At 42.0% G+C, this 16,538-nt stretch carries 17 protein-coding genes; all 17 read right to left on the bottom strand.

Annotated features, from left to right (window positions below; all coding sequences use genetic code 11):
* Nucleotides 1-2: 2 nt before the first annotated feature.
* The 17 genes from Epro_RS01880 to Epro_RS01800 all read right to left on the bottom strand — a co-directional run bounded on the left by Epro_RS01880 (nucleotide 3) and on the right by Epro_RS01800 (nucleotide 16,451).
* Nucleotides 3-1,508, bottom strand: a complete 1,506-nt coding sequence (locus tag Epro_RS01880; protein ID WP_052570051.1) for a glutamate synthase-related protein — start codon at nucleotides 1,506-1,508, stop codon at nucleotides 3-5.
* The gene (locus Epro_RS01875) at nucleotides 1,505-2,596 is read right to left on the bottom strand and encodes a class II glutamine amidotransferase (protein ID WP_052570049.1); all 1,092 of its coding nucleotides are present in this window, start codon (nucleotides 2,594-2,596) and stop codon (nucleotides 1,505-1,507) included. Before Epro_RS01875 ends, Epro_RS01880 begins: the two co-directional genes overlap by 4 nt.
* 169 nt (nucleotides 2,597-2,765) lie before the next feature.
* The gene (locus Epro_RS01870) at nucleotides 2,766-3,716 is read right to left on the bottom strand and encodes an autotransporter outer membrane beta-barrel domain-containing protein (protein ID WP_052570047.1); all 951 of its coding nucleotides are present in this window, start codon (nucleotides 3,714-3,716) and stop codon (nucleotides 2,766-2,768) included.
* A gap of 96 nt (nucleotides 3,717-3,812) precedes the next feature.
* Nucleotides 3,813-5,018, bottom strand: a complete 1,206-nt coding sequence (locus Epro_RS01865; protein ID WP_052570045.1) for an electron transfer flavoprotein subunit alpha — start codon at nucleotides 5,016-5,018, stop codon at nucleotides 3,813-3,815.
* Nucleotides 5,019-5,048: 30 nt separating this feature from the next.
* Nucleotides 5,049-5,834, bottom strand: coding sequence for an electron transfer flavoprotein subunit beta/FixA family protein (locus tag Epro_RS01860; RefSeq protein WP_052570043.1), 786 nt, complete (start codon nucleotides 5,832-5,834; stop codon nucleotides 5,049-5,051).
* 125 nt (nucleotides 5,835-5,959) lie between these two features.
* Nucleotides 5,960-7,123, bottom strand: a complete 1,164-nt coding sequence (locus Epro_RS01855) for an acyl-CoA dehydrogenase family protein (RefSeq protein WP_052571558.1) — start codon at nucleotides 7,121-7,123, stop codon at nucleotides 5,960-5,962.
* Nucleotides 7,124-7,190: 67 nt separating this feature from the next.
* On the bottom strand, nucleotides 7,191-7,880 hold the full coding sequence (gene rnc, locus Epro_RS01850; protein WP_052570041.1) for a ribonuclease III: 690 nt from the start codon (nucleotides 7,878-7,880) through the stop codon (nucleotides 7,191-7,193).
* A complete protein-coding gene (fabF, locus tag Epro_RS01845) occupies nucleotides 7,870-9,111 on the bottom strand; it encodes a beta-ketoacyl-ACP synthase II (protein WP_052570039.1) in 1,242 nt (413 codons plus the stop codon). The genes rnc and fabF overlap by 11 nt, the downstream gene beginning before the upstream one ends.
* 21 nt (nucleotides 9,112-9,132) lie before the next feature.
* On the bottom strand, nucleotides 9,133-9,372 hold the full coding sequence (acpP, locus tag Epro_RS01840) for an acyl carrier protein (protein WP_052570037.1): 240 nt from the start codon (nucleotides 9,370-9,372) through the stop codon (nucleotides 9,133-9,135).
* A 60-nt stretch (nucleotides 9,373-9,432) separates the two neighbouring features.
* Entirely contained in the window at nucleotides 9,433-10,176 is a 744-nt protein-coding gene (gene fabG, locus Epro_RS01835) for a 3-oxoacyl-[acyl-carrier-protein] reductase (protein ID WP_052570036.1), read from the bottom strand.
* A gap of 51 nt (nucleotides 10,177-10,227) precedes the next feature.
* On the bottom strand, nucleotides 10,228-11,157 hold the full coding sequence (fabD, locus tag Epro_RS01830; protein WP_052570034.1) for an ACP S-malonyltransferase: 930 nt from the start codon (nucleotides 11,155-11,157) through the stop codon (nucleotides 10,228-10,230).
* Between the two features lie 105 nt (nucleotides 11,158-11,262).
* Nucleotides 11,263-12,252, bottom strand: coding sequence for a beta-ketoacyl-ACP synthase III (locus Epro_RS01825; RefSeq protein WP_052571556.1), 990 nt, complete (start codon nucleotides 12,250-12,252; stop codon nucleotides 11,263-11,265).
* Nucleotides 12,245-13,279: a phosphate acyltransferase PlsX gene (plsX, locus tag Epro_RS01820; RefSeq protein WP_052570032.1), complete on the bottom strand. Its 1,035-nt coding sequence runs from the start codon at nucleotides 13,277-13,279 to the stop codon at nucleotides 12,245-12,247. Before plsX ends, Epro_RS01825 begins: the two co-directional genes overlap by 8 nt.
* Nucleotides 13,279-13,503 carry a 50S ribosomal protein L32 gene (gene rpmF / locus Epro_RS01815; protein WP_052570030.1) on the bottom strand — a complete coding sequence of 75 codons (225 nt, stop codon included), beginning with the start codon at nucleotides 13,501-13,503 and terminating at the stop codon, nucleotides 13,279-13,281. Before rpmF ends, plsX begins: the two co-directional genes overlap by 1 nt.
* A gap of 21 nt (nucleotides 13,504-13,524) precedes the next feature.
* Nucleotides 13,525-13,998, bottom strand: a complete 474-nt coding sequence (locus tag Epro_RS01810) for a YceD family protein (RefSeq protein ID WP_052570028.1) — start codon at nucleotides 13,996-13,998, stop codon at nucleotides 13,525-13,527.
* Nucleotides 13,999-14,080: 82 nt separating this feature from the next.
* On the bottom strand, nucleotides 14,081-15,289 hold the full coding sequence (locus tag Epro_RS01805) for an acetate/propionate family kinase (RefSeq protein ID WP_052570026.1): 1,209 nt from the start codon (nucleotides 15,287-15,289) through the stop codon (nucleotides 14,081-14,083).
* Nucleotides 15,290-15,398: 109 nt separating this feature from the next.
* Complete coding sequence (locus Epro_RS01800) at nucleotides 15,399-16,451, bottom strand: isocitrate/isopropylmalate dehydrogenase family protein (protein ID WP_052570024.1); 1,053 nt, start codon at nucleotides 16,449-16,451, stop codon at nucleotides 15,399-15,401.
* Nucleotides 16,452-16,538 lie beyond the last annotated feature (87 nt).

Genomic DNA, 16,538 nt, shown 5'->3' with positions numbered 1-16,538 from the left:
TTTTATTCCCCCGCGTGCTTAATGCCGAGTATTTCAAGCTCTTTCTCATTCAAACCTACTCCGCGAAGCATAAGCCTGTTGCCGCGTAAACTATCTATTGCGTTTATACCCATGCCGCCGATTAATTCTTGAATTTCGTGATTCCACGCCGACACAAGGTTTACGAGTCTTTTATACATAATGTCCGGATTTAATCTTTTAACAAGTTCCGGTTCCTGCGTTGCTATTCCCCAGTTGCATTTTCCCGTGGAGCAGGAATGACACATATGACAACCCAAAGCTATTAACGCCGCAGAACCTATATAAACCGCATCCGCGCCTAACGCTATTGCTTTTACAATATCGGCGCTGTTTCTTATAGAACCCGCAACTACAAGCGACGCTTGATTTCTTATGCCTTCTTCTCTAAGCCTTTGATCTATCGCCGCAAGAGCAAGTTCAATGGGAATACCTACGTTGTCTCTTACTCTTAAAGGCGCTGCGCCCGTGCCGCCCCTGAACCCGTCAACAATAACGGCGTCTGCGCCGGCTCTGACAACTCCTGAAGCAATTGCCGCCGCGTTGTGAACTGCGGCTATTTTTACAAAAACCGGTTTCTTGTAACCGCTGGCTTCTTTAAGCGAATATATAAGCTGTCTCAAATCTTCAATGGAATAAATATCGTGGTGAGGAGCAGGCGAAATAGCGTCTGAACCTACGGGAATCATTCTTGTAGCCGAAACGTCTTCGTCAACTTTTCTGCCGGGCAAATGTCCGCCTATTCCGGGTTTTGCGCCCTGACCTATTTTAATTTCTATAGCCGCGCCCGCATTTAAATATTCCGGACTTACGCCGAACCTTCCCGAAGCAACCTGAACTATTGTGTTTGCTCCGTATTTATAAAAATCTCTGTTGAGCCCGCCCTCGCCCGTGTTGTAAAGCGTGCCAAGCTCCGTAGCGGCTCTTGCCAAAGACTCGTGCGCGTTTCTTGAAATAGAGCCGTAGCTCATTGCGGAAAACATTATAGGCACGTTAAGCTCCAGCTGCGGAGGCATTTCGGTTGTAAGCTTTCCCTTTTTATCAAACTCAAGTTTGTCGGGCTTTCTGCCTATTATGGTTTTTGTTTCCATAGGCTCGCGAAGAGGATCTATGGAAGGATTTGTAACCTGACTTGCATTAAGAAGCATTTTATCCCAGTAAATAGGAAACGGTTTGGGATTTCCCATACTGGTAAGCAAAACTCCGCCCGTGTCGGCCTGTTTGTAAATTTCGTTTATCGCCTGACCCGTCCAGTTTGCGTTTTCTCTAAATTCCAAAGGATATTTTTTTATTTGCAGCGCTCTTGTGGGGCACAGCAAAACGCATCTGTGGCAGTTTACGCATTTAATGTCGTCGGCAAGAACAATATCGTCCTGCTCGTCGTAAGAGTGAACCTGATTGGAGCACTGCTTAACGCAAACTTTACAACGTATGCATTTTTTATCATCGCGGACAACTTCAAATAACGGAGTAATAAAATTTAAACTCATTTGCTTGCTCCTTCAAGAAAGGCAACAACAGGCTCGCCGCCTCTTGGAGACCATACTTTATCGGGGTTAGGACAAATTATTCTTATTGCGCTTTCTTCGCTTGCAACAAAAGTTTTGCTGCCTTTCTCGGCGGCAACCATTGAACGAAGTTTTATTCTGTCGTTTAAAGCTATCATTCCTTTTTCGCTTCCGAGAATTATTGAAAAAGGTCCATTGATAAGAGCGCTTGAATAAACGGCTCTTAAAGCTTTAAGATCTTTTTTTAATTCGGCGCTTTCTCTTTCAATGTCCGTCCAGAAAGGAGCGCATACTATTTGAATGGCTTTTTCTAATGAAAGTTTATGTTTTCTGACGAGAAGATCAAAAAGATAAGTTATAACTTCGGTATCGGTTTGAAGCGTGCATTTGTAACCGAACATTTCCACAAAGCGTCTGTTTGCGTCGTAAGAAGAAATTTCTCCGTTGTGAACCACAGACCAATTAAGCAAAGTAAACGGATGCGCTCCGCCCCACCAGCCCGGCGTGTTTGTAGGAAATCTTCCGTGCGCCGTCCAGAAATGGGCTTTATAAGTTTCAAGCATATAAAATTTGCCGATATCTTCGGGATAACCGACGCCTTTAAAAGCTCCCATATTTTTACCGCTTGAAAAAACGTATGCGCCCGTAAATTCCGTGTTTATTTTAACTGCGCATCTTGCGGTAAATTCGTCTTCGTCTATAAATTCGTCCTGCATCATGTGAACTCTCGGACGAACGAAATAACGCCATATTAAAGGTTTGTTTGTAATGCCGTCAATGGGAGTGGTAGGAATATCGCCGGCGCTTTCAATATCAAAATGTTTTTCAAGAAATTCTTCCGCGTTAACCTTTGCGGTTAAAGTGTCAAAAAATATGTGCAGCGCGTAAAAATCTTTGTATTCCGGATAAATGCCGTAAGCCGCAAATCCGCCGCCAAGACCGTTTGAGCGGTCGTGCATGAGAGCGATAGATTTTATAATGTCTTCGCCGCTGAATCTTTTTCCGGTTTTATCTATAATGCCGCTTATAGCACAGCCGGAAGGTATGCGAACGTCGCCTTCTCGTAACATTGTTCCTCCACATGTATAATAGAAAAGTATGTATAAAAAAATGCCCTAAAATAACGCCCCTTTTAAGAGGTTAATTTAGGACTCCGTTGCCCTGTTGATTTTATTGCTGCAGAATTTCGTTTTTGGAGTCACAAAAGTTTACATAAAAACAGTGAAAAAATCAAGAGTTTTATTCGCCTATTTTGCAATTTACGCCTATAGCGGCAAATACGTTTCTAAAGCTTGACGATTCGCTGTATCCCGCGTTAAAAAACAGCGCTACGTCCGAGTTAAGATCAACTTCCGCGCCTATGCGGGTTTTTGCCGCAACTCTGCTTTGTTTTGTGCCTTCTATTTCGGTTTCAACGCCTAAAACATCGGCGGTTATTGTGTTTTTATTTCCGCTAAGCAAATACCCTACTCCAATATCCAAATAAAGAAATACTCCGGACAATTGGGCTTCAATGCCTGCCCCGCCTTCAACTGCGCTTTTAAAGTAAGACCCGCCTTTTAGCGAGAACCCGTCAAGCGATACGCCTTTATAAAAATTAGCGCCGGCGTCAAAAGCAACAAACGGTTTTAACACAAAAACTTCGTTAACAGGTATTTTATATTTTGCTTCAACGTTGGCCATAAAACTGTTTCCCGTAAATTCGCCTTTTGAAGTTTTTATAACGCTTGTATTTTTTTCGTTGGAATACGTTTGATAACCGGTTCTTAAAACGGCTTTTACGTCTAATTTTTCAAAAAAATACCCAAGATAACCGCCTACGCCGATATCAGTTATTTTTGAATAATCGCCAAACTCGTCAAGCTCCGTAACGGAATATTTTACAAGCATTCCCAGCGTAACGCTGTCTGTTTTATACATATCAAGACCTACAAGAAGATTTCTTTCTTTGCCGTCAAAATCGGCGTCTATGGCGTTTTCTTTTTTGTATTTGAAAGATCCGAGAGAAACTTCGGCGGAAATATTAGCTTCTTTATACTGATGCAAATTGTTTAACGCGGAAGTTTGCGCGTCTGCAAAAGACGGCACGGTTAAAACGTTGGCTATAAAAACGCCGCCTTTATTTACCTGCGCATACGCCGCGCAAAAACAGGATATTGAAATAACCAAAGCCAATAACAATTTCTTCATTTTTTCTCTTGTGTAATTAAAATTTTAATATTTCGCTAAAAAAAAATAAAAAAAGCCGCGGATTTAGTTGAGCTCCGCGGCTTTTAAATTTTTAAACTATGCGCATCTTGACGCTTTTATTTCTTTAATTATGTTTGGAATTATTTCATACAAATCGCCTTCAAGCGCGTAAGTTGCAGTTTGCATCATAGGGCATGACGCGTCTTTGTTTATTGCAATTATAACGTCGGAAGAACCCATTCCCACCATATGCTGGATTTGTCCGGAAATTCCGCAGGCAACATAAACTTTAGGGGCCACGGTTCTGCCGGTTTGCCCCACTTGGTGCGAATACGGTATCCAGTCCGCGTCCACAGCCGCTCTTGAAGCGCCTACGGCTCCGCCGAGAAGTTCGGCAAGCTCTTCAATAAGCTTGAAACCTTCCGGTTTTCCCAAACCTCTTCCGCCCGAAACTATAATATCCGCATCGGAAATATTTACATTGCCGCTTGCGTCTTTAATAAACCCTAAAAATTTAGTTCTGTTTAACAAAGTTGAAATGTCGGCTTTGCACTCTACGACTTCGCCCTTTCTTCCTTCCTGAACTTTTGCTTCTTTAAAAACTTTATGACGAACGGTAGCCATCTGCGGGCGGTGTTTGGGCGTTAAAATTGTAGCCATTATGTTTCCGCCGAACGCCGGACGCGTCTGCTGAAGGTTTCTTGTTTCCAAATCTATGTCTAACGCGGTGCAGTCTGCCGTAAGACCGGTATTAATTCTTGCGGCAACTCTTGACGCAAAAGAACGCCCTATATTTGTTGCGCCCATCAAAATTATTTCAGGCTTTTCTTTGGTTATAAGCTGCGTTAAAACGCTGCTGTAAGGGTCGTCTTGAAATTCTATGAAAGCGGGATCGTCGTAAACGTAAACTTTATCCGCGCCCCTGTTTATTAATTCCTGCGCTTTGGATTTTATGTTGTCGCCAATTAAAACCGCGGCAAGTTTCACGCCAAGCTTATCGGCAAGTATTCTGCCTTCGTTCAAAAGTTCAAAAACAACGCTTGAAATTTCGCCGTGTCTTTGCTCGGCGTAAACCCAGACGTTTTTATAGTCATTTTTATTTATTGCAACTTTCTGCTCTTCTTTTTGAAGTTCAATTGCATTTGCCGGACAATTTTTTACGCAGGCGCCGCAATATTTGCACTGATCCAAATCTATAGCGGCTAAAGCTCCGTCCATTTTTATTGCGCCAAACGGACAAGCGTCCACGCAAGCTGCGCACCCTACGCATTTATCAGATAAAACTTTTATACTGTTTGCCATTTTTTAAGACCCCGTTTTAGAAGTGTAAACTTATATTATTCCGATTTCAGACAACTTTGCCGTTAAAGATTTCGCAACGTCTTGGGCTTCTCCCGAAAATTTTTCTCCGCCTTTTCTCTGAGGAGGCGTAAAAATTTTCATAACCTGCGTAGGAGAACCGTTAAGCCCTGTCTTTTGGGTATCGGCTTTTATATCGGCTGCTGAAAGCGTTTTTATAACGGCTTTTTTTGCCGCCATTTTACCTTTTAACGACGGAATTCTCGGCGTGTTAATTTCTTTTACAACGGTAAGAAGAACGGGAAGCGGAGATTCTATTAAATCGTACCCGTCTTCCATCATTCTTTCTACTTTTATTGCGCTTGCATCAGCGGACTCAACTTTTTTAACGTAAGCCACGTGCGGGATATTAAGCATTTCGGCAATTCCGGGACCAACTTGCGCCGTGTCTCCGTCGGTTGCCTGCTTGCCGCAAATAATTATGCCGTAATCGCCGATAGTTTTTATTGCAGACGCCAAAGCATAAGAGGTTGCCAAAGTGTCGGCGCCGCCGAAAGCTCTGTCGCTAACCAAAACAGCTTCGTCGGCTCCTCTTGAAATTGCTTCTCTTAAAGCGCTTTCCGCCTGAGGAGGCCCCATTGTAACAACGGTAACTTTTCCGCCGATTCTTTCTTTAAGACGAACGCCTTCTTCTATAGCGTATTCGTCAAACGGATTAATTATAGATTCAACGCCTTCTCTTTTAAGCCTTCCGGTTTCCGCGTCAATCTGCACGTTAGTAGTGTTAGGAACTTGCTTAATGCAAACGATGATGTTCATTATAACTCCGATAAATGAGGATAAGATGTGAAGATGATAAGATGATACGCAACAGACCAAACTGCAACACAGCCTTTGTCTTTACCTATCTTCTTACCCTCTTTTCCTCTTACCCTCCGTATTTATTATTTTCCTTTCGCCGCTGATTCTTTTATAAGGTTAAGCGCAATTTCGTTTTTCTGAATTTGGCTTGTTCCTTCATACAATGTTGTTATTTTTGCGTCTCTCATCATTTTTTCTACGGGATATTCTCTTGTGTATCCGTATCCGCCGAAAATTTGAACTGCGTTTGTGGTAACTTTCATTGCAACTTCGGAGCAATAAAGTTTTGCCATTGCGGATTCTTTGCTGGTGCGTTTATCGGTTCCGGAATCAATCATTCTTGCGGACGCGTAAAGAAGAGCTCTTGCGGCTTCAACTTCCGTAGCCATCTCGGCAAGCATGTGCTGAATTCCCTGAAAAGAAGATATAGCCTGACCGAACTGAACTCTTTTTCTTGCGTATTCCACCGCTTCGTCAAGTGCGCCGGCGGCTATACCCAAAGCCTGCGCCGCAACTCCCGGACGGGAATTGTCAAGCGTTGCCTGAGCTATCATTAAACCGTGTCCTTCTTTTCCAAGAAGCTGGTCTTTGTGAATTTTGCAATTGTTAAATATTAATTCTCTTGTGGAAGAAGCTCTTATTCCCATTTTCTTTTCTTTTTTGCCGAATTCAAAACCCGGAGTGCCTTTTTCTACGATAAAGCAAGATATTCCTCTTGCGCCTCTTGAAGGATTTGTTTTTGCAAAAATAGTGTAAGTTTCAGCGTCGCCGCCGTTGGTAATAAAACATTTCGTTCCGTTTAATATGTAATAATCTCCGTCTTTAACGGCAGTTGTTGACATTCCGGTTGCGTCCGAACCTGCGCCGGCTTCGGTTAAACCGAAAGCGGCAAGTTTTTTGCCTGATGCTATATCGGGAAGATATTTTTTCTTCTGCGCTTCATTTCCCGCTACAAGAATAGGAAGAGTCCCAAGCGCGGTTGCGGCAAGAGACAAAGATATTCCGCCGTCAACTTTGCAAAGTTCTTCCACTACCAAAACAAGACCCATTATGCCTTTTCCGAATCCGCCGTATTCTTCGGGAATATAAACTCCGCACAAATCAGCCTGCGCGAATTCTTTTACAATGTCCCACGGAAACTCTTCGGTTTCGTCGTAATGCTCTCTGACGGGTTTCATTTTTTCAATAGCGATAGTTCTTGCCGTCTCAACCATCATCTTTTCTTCTTCAGACAAAAAATAGTCCATTACCATTTAAAAACTCCCTATTTTAACGACAAATATTAAATATTAAAGTTTAACTAAACTCTACTATTTATTTCTCTGTCTTTTTTGTATTTTCTATAGCTTTTTTTGCAGCGGCTTGCTGCGCTTCTTTTTTTGTGCGCCCCGCGCCGGTGCCTAAAAGCTTATTTTTCACGTAAACGCCCGCTTCAAACTGTTTGTTGTGGTCAGGCCCGAACTCTTTTAAAATTTCATACTGCGGAAGTCTTTTGTATTCAGACTGAACGCTTTCCTGCAACCTGCTTTTATAATCCGTTATTTCTACGCCCTGCGCCAAATTAAAATCAAAAAATTTTGAAACAAACTTTTTTGCGGCTTCAAGACCGCCGTCAATATACAAAGCTCCGACAATTGCCTCAAACGCGTCGCAAAGCAAACTTTCTCTGTTGCGCGCCGTCGGAGTGTCTTCGCCTTTTCCTAAAAAAATAAAACTTCCTAAATCTATCAGCTTTGCCCAACGGCTTAAATTTGCCGCCGAAACAATTTGAGATTTATACTGCGACAATTTTCCTTCCGACTCATCGGGAAAAGTATTGTAAAGAACTTCAACCACAACCGCGGACAAAATACTGTCGCCTAAAAATTCCATACGTTCGTTGCAATTTTTGCTTCCGGCGTCCGACGCGTAAGATTTATGCGTAAGCGCCGTTATTAAAACTTCAAGGTTATTGAATTTATATTCAATAACCTTTTGAAGTTTTTCAAGACTATTATTTAACATATTTTTTAATTACTACGGTTGCGTTATGCCCGCCAAAACCGAGAGAGTTTGAAAGCGCGCATGTAATCTGCGCTTCTCTTGCGGTATTAGGAACATAATCAAGGTCACAGTCCGGATCAGGCGTTTCGTAATTAACGGTAGGGTGAATAAAACCGCCCTGCATTGAAAGCACCGTAGCGATAAGTTCTACTCCGGCGGCGGCTCCCAAAAGATGTCCGGTCATGGATTTTGTGGAAGAAACCGGTATTTTGTAAGCGCGTTCGCCGAAAACTTTTTTTATCGCCAAAGTCTCCGTTTTATCGTTTAAACCCGTAGAGGTTCCGTGAGCGTTGATGTAATCTACTTCGTCTTTAGAAATTCCTGCGTCGGCAATGGCTTTTTCCAAAGCCAAAACTGCGCCTTTTGCTTGCGAATCCGGAGCAGTTATATGATAAGCGTCATCGGAAGCGCCGTATCCCGCAAGTTCGGCATAAATTTTTGCGCCTCTTGCCAATGCATGCTCAAGAGTTTCCAAAACCACTATGCCAGCGCCCTCGCCCATAACAAAACCATCGCGGTTTTTGTCAAAAGGTCTGGAAGCCTTGGTCGGTTCGTCGTTTCTTGTAGAAACCGCTTTCATATTGCAAAATCCGGCAAGCCCTAAAGGAGTAATTACAGCTTCGGCTCCGCCTGAAATCATAACGTCTGCGGCTCCCGAACGAAGTAAGCCTAAAGCGTCGCCCATTGCGTGATTAGCTGAAGCGCATGCGCTGCTAACCGCGTAATTAGGTCCGGTAAAACCGTAACTTATGGCTATTTCTCCGGGAAGAATATTCGTGATAATCATAGGAATAAGAAAAGGGCTTACTCTTCTGGGACCTTTTGAAAGAAGCGCTTGCTCCTCTTCTTCAATTACGCCAAGCCCGCCCATGCCTGTGCCGGTGATAACGCCGATTCTTGATAAATCTTCTTTAGATAAATCAAGTCCGGAATCTTCAACGGCAAGCTTTGCGGCAGCCGCGCCCATTTGAGTAAATCTCGCCATTCTTTTAGCTTTTTTCTTGTCAATAAATTTTTCAGGATCAAAATCTTTGATGTATCCGCTGATTTTGGCAGGAAAATCCGTGACGTCAAAATGCTCTATTGGCGAAATTCCCGACTTTCCGGCTTTTAAAGCAGCCTGAAACTCGTTATTTCCTGTTCCTATAGGGGAAACTATCCCTATACCGGTTATAACTATTCTCTTTTTCATTAGAATGCCTTGCAATAAAATTTATTTTGCCGCGTGGGCTTTAATGTAATCTATCGCATTTCCGACTGACTGGATTTTTTCAGCTTCTTCATCGGGAATTTCAATACCAAACTCTTCTTCAAAAGCCATAACGAGTTCAACGGTATCCAATGAATCTGCGCCCAAATCATTTACGAACGATGCGCCGACTACAACTTCCGCCGGATCTACACCCAACTGTTCAACAATAATTTCTTTAACTCTAGCTTCAAAGTCTGCCATTTTGTACTTCCTCCCTTTTTTGTTTGTTACTACTTGTTTTTTATATTTGAACTGCTGAAACTACATGTACATTCCGCCGTTAACTGCCAAAACGTGTCCTGTTATGTATGAAGAATCGTCGCTTGCGAAAAATAATGCTGCGTTTGCTATGTCTTGGGCTTCGCCGAGTCTGGAAAGCGGAATTGTGTCCGACATTGCTTTCTTCTGATCTTCGGTAAGCTTATCTGTCATGGCTGTGCGGATAAATCCGGGCGCTATGGCATTTACAAGAATATTTCTTGAAGCAAACTCTTTAGCGCAAGTTTTTGTTACGGCTATTACTCCACCTTTTGTTGCGCAATAGTTAACCTGTCCCGCGTTACCCATTTGCCCCACAACTGAAGCTATGTTAATTATTCTGCCTTCTCTCTGCTTAAGCATAGGTTTTGCGGCGGCTTTAATGCAATTAAAAACGCCTTTAAGATTAACTGCTATAACCGCGTCCCATTCCGCTTCGGTCATTCTTAAAACAAGATTGTCTTTTGTGATGCCGGCATTGTTAACAAGTATATCAATTTTGGAGAATTTGTCAAGCGAGGTTTTTATAAGATTTTCGCACTCTTCAAGTTTTGCAACGTTGCACGCTACGGCTGCTGTTTCAACGCCGTATTTAGCTTTAATTTCGTCCGCTGTTTTTTGTGAAAGTTCAGCGTTAATATCCGAAATAACTACGTTTGCGCCCTGAGCCGCAAAAGTTTCGGCAATAGATCTTCCTATACCTTGCGCCGAACCGGTTATAACTGCAGATTTTCCTTTAAGTCTCATTTTATTTCTCCCTTTTATAATTAAAACTTACAGTATATGTAATAGGTGTAGTTAAGCGTTAAGCGCCGCAAGCGTTTTTTGCAAAGATGCTTCGTCTTCAATGTTTAACGCTTTTTTGCTTCTGTCTATTCTTCTTAAAAGACCGGACAAAACTTTTCCCGGACCCACTTCTATGAAAGTTTCAACGCCGCCGGAAATTGCATTTTGAATGCTTTCGTCCCACTTTACGGCGCTTTTAATTTGCTTGAACAACTTATCTTTAACAATTGTTGAGTCTGTTGTCAATAGCGCATCGCAGTTTGTGTAAACGCCAAACGCAGGAGCTGTAAAAGTATATTTTTTAAGTTCTTGCGCCATTGAATCTGCGGCAGAAGACATAAGAGAAGAATGAAACGGCCCCGAAACGTTTAAAACAACGCATTTTAACGCACCGGCAGCAGTTGCAAGTTCTACGGCTTTTTCAACTGCCGCGACTGTTCCGGCTATAACTATTTGCCCGGGAGAATTAAAATTTACAGGTTCAACAACGCCGAATTCGGAAGCTTTTTTGCAAACGTCTTCCAAAACCTGTTTTTCCAAGCCCATTATTGCAGCCATTGTTCCGGGATTTTCCTGCGAAGCTTTTTGAATGAACTCGCCTCTTGCTTTAACCATGGACAACCCGTTTTCAAAACTAAAAAAACCAGCGGCGCAAAGAGCAGAATACTCTCCCAGAGAGTGCCCTGCCGCTACAAATTCAAATTTTGAAGCGTCTATATTTTCTTTTAAAACTTCAAAGGCCGCCATGCTTACGGTAAAAATGGCAGGCTGCGTGTATTTTGTAATTTTTAAAGTTTCTTCCGGCCCTTCAAAAATAATCTTTTTGAGTTCATCGCCAGCCAAATCTATTATTTCTTTAGCTTTGGGGTATTTATCATACAAATCTTTCCCCATTCCAACAACCTGAGACCCCTGCCCCGGAAATATTAAACCGATTTTCATTGTTAAAACTCCGATTTAAAAATAAGTAGTAAGTAGAAAGTAGTAAGGAGTAAGTTTAATGCCAGAATACTGAATTTATATTACCTATTACTTTTTACCTGTAGTCTAAATTCTTATTACTGCCGCGCCCCAGGTAAAGCCGCCGCCAAAAGCTACAAGCTCTACAAGATCGCCTTTTTTTAATTTTCCGGTTTTTATGGCTTCATCTAACGCCGTAATTGTTGTTGCGGAAGACGTATTTCCGGTTTTATGAATGTTAACAAAAACTTTGTCCATTGTAACGCCGACTTTTTTTGCTACGGCTTCAATAATTCTCATATTTGCCTGATGCGGAATGTAAAGAGTTATTTCTTCAGGTTTTTTACCTGCAAGCACAAGCGCTTTTTCTGCGGCAATACCCATTTTTGTAACCGCAACTTTAAAAACTTCTTTGCCTGCCATTTTTATTGTGTGAAGTTTGCCTTTAACGGTTTCAACCGTCGCGGGGTTAACCGTTCCGCCTGCGGGCATATTCAGCAATTCCGAATAAGAACCGTCAGCGCCGAGGCAAACGGATAATACGTCGTCATTTTCTTCCGACGCCGTAAGAATCATGGCGCCGGCAGCGTCGCCGAAAAGCACGCATGTGTTTCTGTCCGTCCAATCCGTAAATTTAGAAAGTTCTTCGGAGCCCGCTATAAGAACAGTTTTGTAAAGCCCTGATTCTATATAAGCTTTTGCCGTGGCAAGCGCGTAAATAAAACCGGAACAAGCGGCGGATAAATCAAACGCCGGCGCTGAATTAAGCCCGAGTTTTGTCTGCAAGAAACACGCCGTTGAAGGAAAAAGCATATCCGGCGTTACGGTTGCGACAATTATTAAATCTATATCTTCATTTTTTATTTGCGCCGTTTTGATAGCTTCCAAAGAAGCCTTGTAAGCAAGTTCGGAAGTAGGCTCGTTATTTTCGGAAATGTGTCTTTCTTTTATTCCGGTTCTGGTGCTTATCCATTCGTCGGAAGTGTCAACAATTTTTTCTAAGTCCGCATTTGTAAGAACTTTTTTAGGAAAATAGGAACCCGTCGCCAATATTTTTACGCCGATTTTTTTATTCATTTGTTTTTTCACTTTGAGCATTTACGCTGTATTTTTCAACCGCCGCTTTAATTTCGTGGGTAAGGTCGTGCTCTGCGGCGTTAGCTGCCGCAAAAATAGCATTTTTTACCGCTTTGCTTTCGGATCTGCCGTGCCCTATTACGCACACGCCGTTAACTCCCAAAAGAGGAGCTCCGCCGGTGGAATTATAATCTACTTTTGTTCTTAAATCTTTAATTGCAAGCCATAAAAAAGGAAGCGACGCCCATGCTACGGGGTGCTTCTTTAATCCTTTTTTTACAAGCTTTAAAATCATCTCGGCAAGCCCTTCGCCGAATTTAAGTATTACATTTCCTACAAAACCGTCGGCTATAACTACGTCTGCTTTTGATGCGGGAATATCTCTGCCTTCAAGATTTCCTACAAAATTTAAATTTGTATTTTTTATAAGTTCATACGCCGCAAGCGTAAGTTTGTTTCCTTTGGAAGGCTCTTCGCCTATGGAAACAAGACCTACTCTTGGGTTTGTAATGCCTAAAACTTTTTCGCTGTATATTGAAGCCATAAGCGCAAATTGCAAAAGATGCGCAGGCTCGCAATCTACATTGGCGCCCATGTCGGCAATAAGACAGCTTCCGTCTATTGTCGGGAAAGTTGTAGATATCGCCGGTCTTAAAACGCCTTCTATTCTTTTTAAATAAAAAAGAGCCGCCGCCATTGCCGCTCCGGAGTTGCCCATGGAAACGAAAGCGTCGGCTTTGCCGTCCGCAACAAGTTTTGCGCAAACAGAAAGAGACGAATCTTTCTTTTGGCGCACGGCTTTAGCCGGATGTTCGCCCATACCGATAACTTCAGTGGCGTTTACTATCTCAATGTTGAGAGAAGTAAGGTCGTATCTTTTATGATATTTCAAAAGTTCTTCGGATAAAACTTTTTCCTGACCGACAAGAAGAATTTTATGTTTAGATTCTCTTGCCGCCAATACAGCGCCGTGAACCGTTGATACCGGGGCGTTGTCTCCGCCCATCGCATCAAGCGCGATTATCATTATTTAGAAGCCTCTTTTTCCTGATTTTGAGCCGCAGATTTTTTTACTTTTTTAGCAACTATAAGTTTGCCGTTATAAAACCCGCATTCCGGACATATTCTGTGCGGAAGTTTAGGAGAACCGCAATTTGAGCACTTGCTTGAATTCGGATTATCAAGTTTAGAGTTTGCAGATCTTCTGGAATCTCTGCGATGGGGCGTGTGTTTTCTTTTTGGATTTGGCATTGTTTACATCCTCCGGTATTATTAACTTTTTTTATTTTTATTGCGGGCATTTTCAAGCAAACCTGCCCATGTTTCTTTTATAGACTTATCTTCTTTATCGCAAGAGCAGGAATCGTTTTCTTTATTTATTCTTCCGCAAACTTTGCATATTCCAAGACATTTATCCGAACACAAAGGTCTTGAAGGCATTTCAAGAATTACAAGCTGGCGAATTTCTTCGCCGACATCCGCAACACCCTCGTCAAAAACTATATCCGAAGCTATTTTCAAATCTATCGGATGTTTATATATTTCCAAACAGCGGGAACATTCAAGTTCGCCGTAACCTTTAACGGTTCCGCTTACATACGCCCTGTTGTCGCCTATTATTTTAACGGCTTTAATATCGGCGGAAAGTTTATTCGGCAGACCTTCTATGCTGAAATTATCAACTTTCTTTTCAACGATATCATCCGGCGATGAAAACTCCGAAATATTAATTTGAAACTGCTTCATAAATCAACCTTAAATAAAGACGGTAAATTGTATCTGTTTATGAACCTTTTGTCAAAAGACAAAAGCGCACAAAAATTGCATTTTAACCGTTTGACAAAACCTTCTTTGACTCGCGCGCAATCATAAGTTCTTCATTTGTAGGAATTATCAATATTTTAACTTTAGATTTAGCGGTGGAAACTACTCTTTCTTCCCCTGACGGCTCGTTATTTTCGGCAACGTCCATTTCTATTCCCAAGGCGGAAAGATTTTCACAAATTTTTTCGCGCACTGACGGAGAATTTTCCCCTATGCCTGCAGTAAACACCAACGCGTCTATTCCGTTTAAAAGCCCAAAATACGAACTTATATATTTTTTTACGCTGTATGTAAGCATATCAAAAGCAAGTTTGGCTTTTTTATTTCCGGCGGCTACGGCTTTAACGATAGTTCTCATATCTCCGGAAAGCCCTGAAATTCCGTAGAGTCCGCTTTTTTTATTCATTAAATTATTAATAGTTGCGCCGTCTCTGTATTGAGGATATTCGTCCATAAGATATGCAATTATCGCCGGGTCTATATCTCCGCAGCGGGTGCCCATAACTACGCCGGGCAAAGGAGTAAAGCCCATGGACGTGTCTATAACTTTACCTTTTTGTATTGCGGTTATGCTTGAACCGTTTCCAAGATGCGCGGTAATTAAATTAAGTTCACCGATAGGCTTGCCAAGCATTGCCGCCGCACGCTGTGAAACGTAATTGTGAGACGTTCCGTGGAAACCGTATTTTCTTATGTGGTCTTTTTCGTAGAGTTCGTAAGGAAGCGCATACATATACGCGTAGTCCGGCATTGTCTGATGGAAAGCCGTGTCAAAAACCAAAACGGAAGGAATTCCGGGAAGCATTTTTTCAACGGCGACAATTCCCGCGTAATGCGCAGGGTTGTGAAGGGGCGCTATTGCAAAACACGACTTCAGCCCTTCTTTAACCTCCGGCGTAACAAGAACCGGTTTTGAAAACTTTTCTCCGCCGTGAACTATTCTGTGACCGACAACGGAAATTTCGTCTATGTTGTTAATGCTGCCTGTTTTTTTATCTAAAAGATTTTTTATTATAAGTTCTACCGCTTCCGTATGGTTTGTAACCTTAACGGAATCTTTTTTTTCTTCGGTCCCTGAAGTTTGTCTTTTATAATAAGCTTCGGGAAGCCCTATGCACTCTATTATTCCCCAAGCTATTTTCTTCTCTCCGTCCATATCAAAAAGCGTATATTTAACAGACGAAGACCCGCAGTTGACAACTAAAACTTTCATTGTATTTCCTTTATTTTAGATGGTAAGAAGATATGAGGATAAGATGATATGCAACGACCAAAAATCTTGCGCCTTTGCCTATCTTCTTGTACTCCTGCCATCCTACCCTCTATTTTAGCTTTGCTATAATAGCTTCGCCCATTTCTTTAGTTCCTGCATATCCGCCTAAATCGTAAGTAACCTGTTTTTTCTCGGCGATAACTTCGGAAACGGCTTTTTCAAGTCTGTATGCGGCGCTTGTTTCACCGATATATTCAAGCATAAGTTTTGCAGATAATATTAACGCCGTTGGGTTAACTTTGTTTAACCCTTTATATTTTGGCGCGGAACCGTGAACGGCTTCAAAAACCGCGATATCTTTTCCGAGATTTGCTCCCGGAGCAACGCCAAGCCCGCCTACAAGCCCTGCGCACAAGTCCGACAAAATATCGCCGTATAAATTCGGCAGCGCTATAACGTCGTAAAGTTCCGGCTTTTGCACAAGCTGCATGCACATATTATCTATAAGTCTTTCTTCGTATTCAATTTTGCCTTCGTAATCTTTTGCAACTTCTCTTGCAATTTTATAGAAAAGTCCGTCGGTAGCTTTCATAATATTTGCTTTTGAAACGGCGGTAACTTTTCTTCTGTTATTTTTTACTGCGTATTCAAACGCATATCGGACAATTCTTTCGCTTCCGAAAGCCGAAATAGGTTTTATGGAAATTGCGGAATGCTCTCTTATTTTATTTTTAGAAAGCTCAATTATTTTTTTTGATTCGTCGGTATCTTCGGCAAATTCAACGCCTGCGTATAAATCTTCGGTGTTTTCTCTAACGACAACTAAATCTATATTGTCGTATTTTGATTTAACGCCTTTGTATGTTTTGCACGGTCTTAAGCAGGAATATAAGTCAAGCTCTTTTCTTATGGCAACGTTAACCGAACGAAAACCTGTTCCTATAGGAGTTGTAACGGGTCCCTTTAAAGCGACTTTATTTTTCCTGACGGAATCCAAAGTGCTTTGAGGAAGAGGCGTTCCCTCTTTTGCCATTATATCAACGCCGGCGTGAGCTATTTCCCAATCTATTTTTACTCCGGTAGCTTCCACAACTTTCGCCGTAACTTCCGATATTTCAGGACCGGTTCCGTCTCCCGGAATTAACGTAATTTTATGAGCCATCTGCTTCTCCAATTAAAAATCTATTAAATAAATTAAACAAGGCGCAGTATTTTGCATCCGTCTTCGGCGCTTCACTTCTACTACGCA

The organism is Endomicrobium proavitum, assembly GCF_001027545.1.
Taxonomy (GTDB): Bacteria; Elusimicrobiota; Endomicrobiia; order Endomicrobiales; family Endomicrobiaceae; genus Endomicrobium; species Endomicrobium proavitum.
Note: the sequence above shows the minus strand (reverse complement) of the source record. Positions and strands in the feature narration are given on the sequence as shown.

Excerpts from the sequence above, each read along its gene's own strand:
- fabG (WP_052570036.1), bottom strand. The coding sequence starts at position 10,176 with ATGAGACTTAAAGGAAAATCTGCAGTTATAACCGGTTCGGCGCAAGGT.
- Epro_RS01870 (WP_052570047.1), bottom strand. The coding sequence starts at position 3,716 with ATGAAGAAATTGTTATTGGCTTTGGTTATTTCAATATCCTGTTTTTGC.
- Epro_RS01810 (WP_052570028.1), bottom strand. The coding sequence starts at position 13,998 with ATGAAGCAGTTTCAAATTAATATTTCGGAGTTTTCATCGCCGGATGAT.
- rpmF (WP_052570030.1), bottom strand. The coding sequence starts at position 13,503 with ATGCCAAATCCAAAAAGAAAACACACGCCCCATCGCAGAGATTCCAGA.
- Epro_RS01865 (WP_052570045.1), bottom strand. The coding sequence starts at position 5,018 with ATGGCAAACAGTATAAAAGTTTTATCTGATAAATGCGTAGGGTGCGCA.
- Epro_RS01860 (WP_052570043.1), bottom strand. The coding sequence starts at position 5,834 with ATGAACATCATCGTTTGCATTAAGCAAGTTCCTAACACTACTAACGTG.
- Epro_RS01800 (WP_052570024.1), bottom strand. The coding sequence starts at position 16,451 with ATGGCTCATAAAATTACGTTAATTCCGGGAGACGGAACCGGTCCTGAA.
- Epro_RS01880 (WP_052570051.1), bottom strand. The coding sequence starts at position 1,508 with ATGAGTTTAAATTTTATTACTCCGTTATTTGAAGTTGTCCGCGATGAT.
- Epro_RS01805 (WP_052570026.1), bottom strand. The coding sequence starts at position 15,289 with ATGAAAGTTTTAGTTGTCAACTGCGGGTCTTCGTCTGTTAAATATACG.
- Epro_RS01825 (WP_052571556.1), bottom strand. The coding sequence starts at position 12,252 with ATGAATAAAAAAATCGGCGTAAAAATATTGGCGACGGGTTCCTATTTT.
- fabF (WP_052570039.1), bottom strand. The coding sequence starts at position 9,111 with ATGAAAAAGAGAATAGTTATAACCGGTATAGGGATAGTTTCCCCTATA.
- plsX (WP_052570032.1), bottom strand. The coding sequence starts at position 13,279 with ATGATAATCGCGCTTGATGCGATGGGCGGAGACAACGCCCCGGTATCA.
- fabD (WP_052570034.1), bottom strand. The coding sequence starts at position 11,157 with ATGAAAATCGGTTTAATATTTCCGGGGCAGGGGTCTCAGGTTGTTGGA.
- rnc (WP_052570041.1), bottom strand. The coding sequence starts at position 7,880 with ATGTTAAATAATAGTCTTGAAAAACTTCAAAAGGTTATTGAATATAAA.
- Epro_RS01875 (WP_052570049.1), bottom strand. The coding sequence starts at position 2,596 with ATGTTACGAGAAGGCGACGTTCGCATACCTTCCGGCTGTGCTATAAGC.
- Epro_RS01855 (WP_052571558.1), bottom strand. The coding sequence starts at position 7,123 with ATGGACTATTTTTTGTCTGAAGAAGAAAAGATGATGGTTGAGACGGCA.
- acpP (WP_052570037.1), bottom strand. The coding sequence starts at position 9,372 with ATGGCAGACTTTGAAGCTAGAGTTAAAGAAATTATTGTTGAACAGTTG.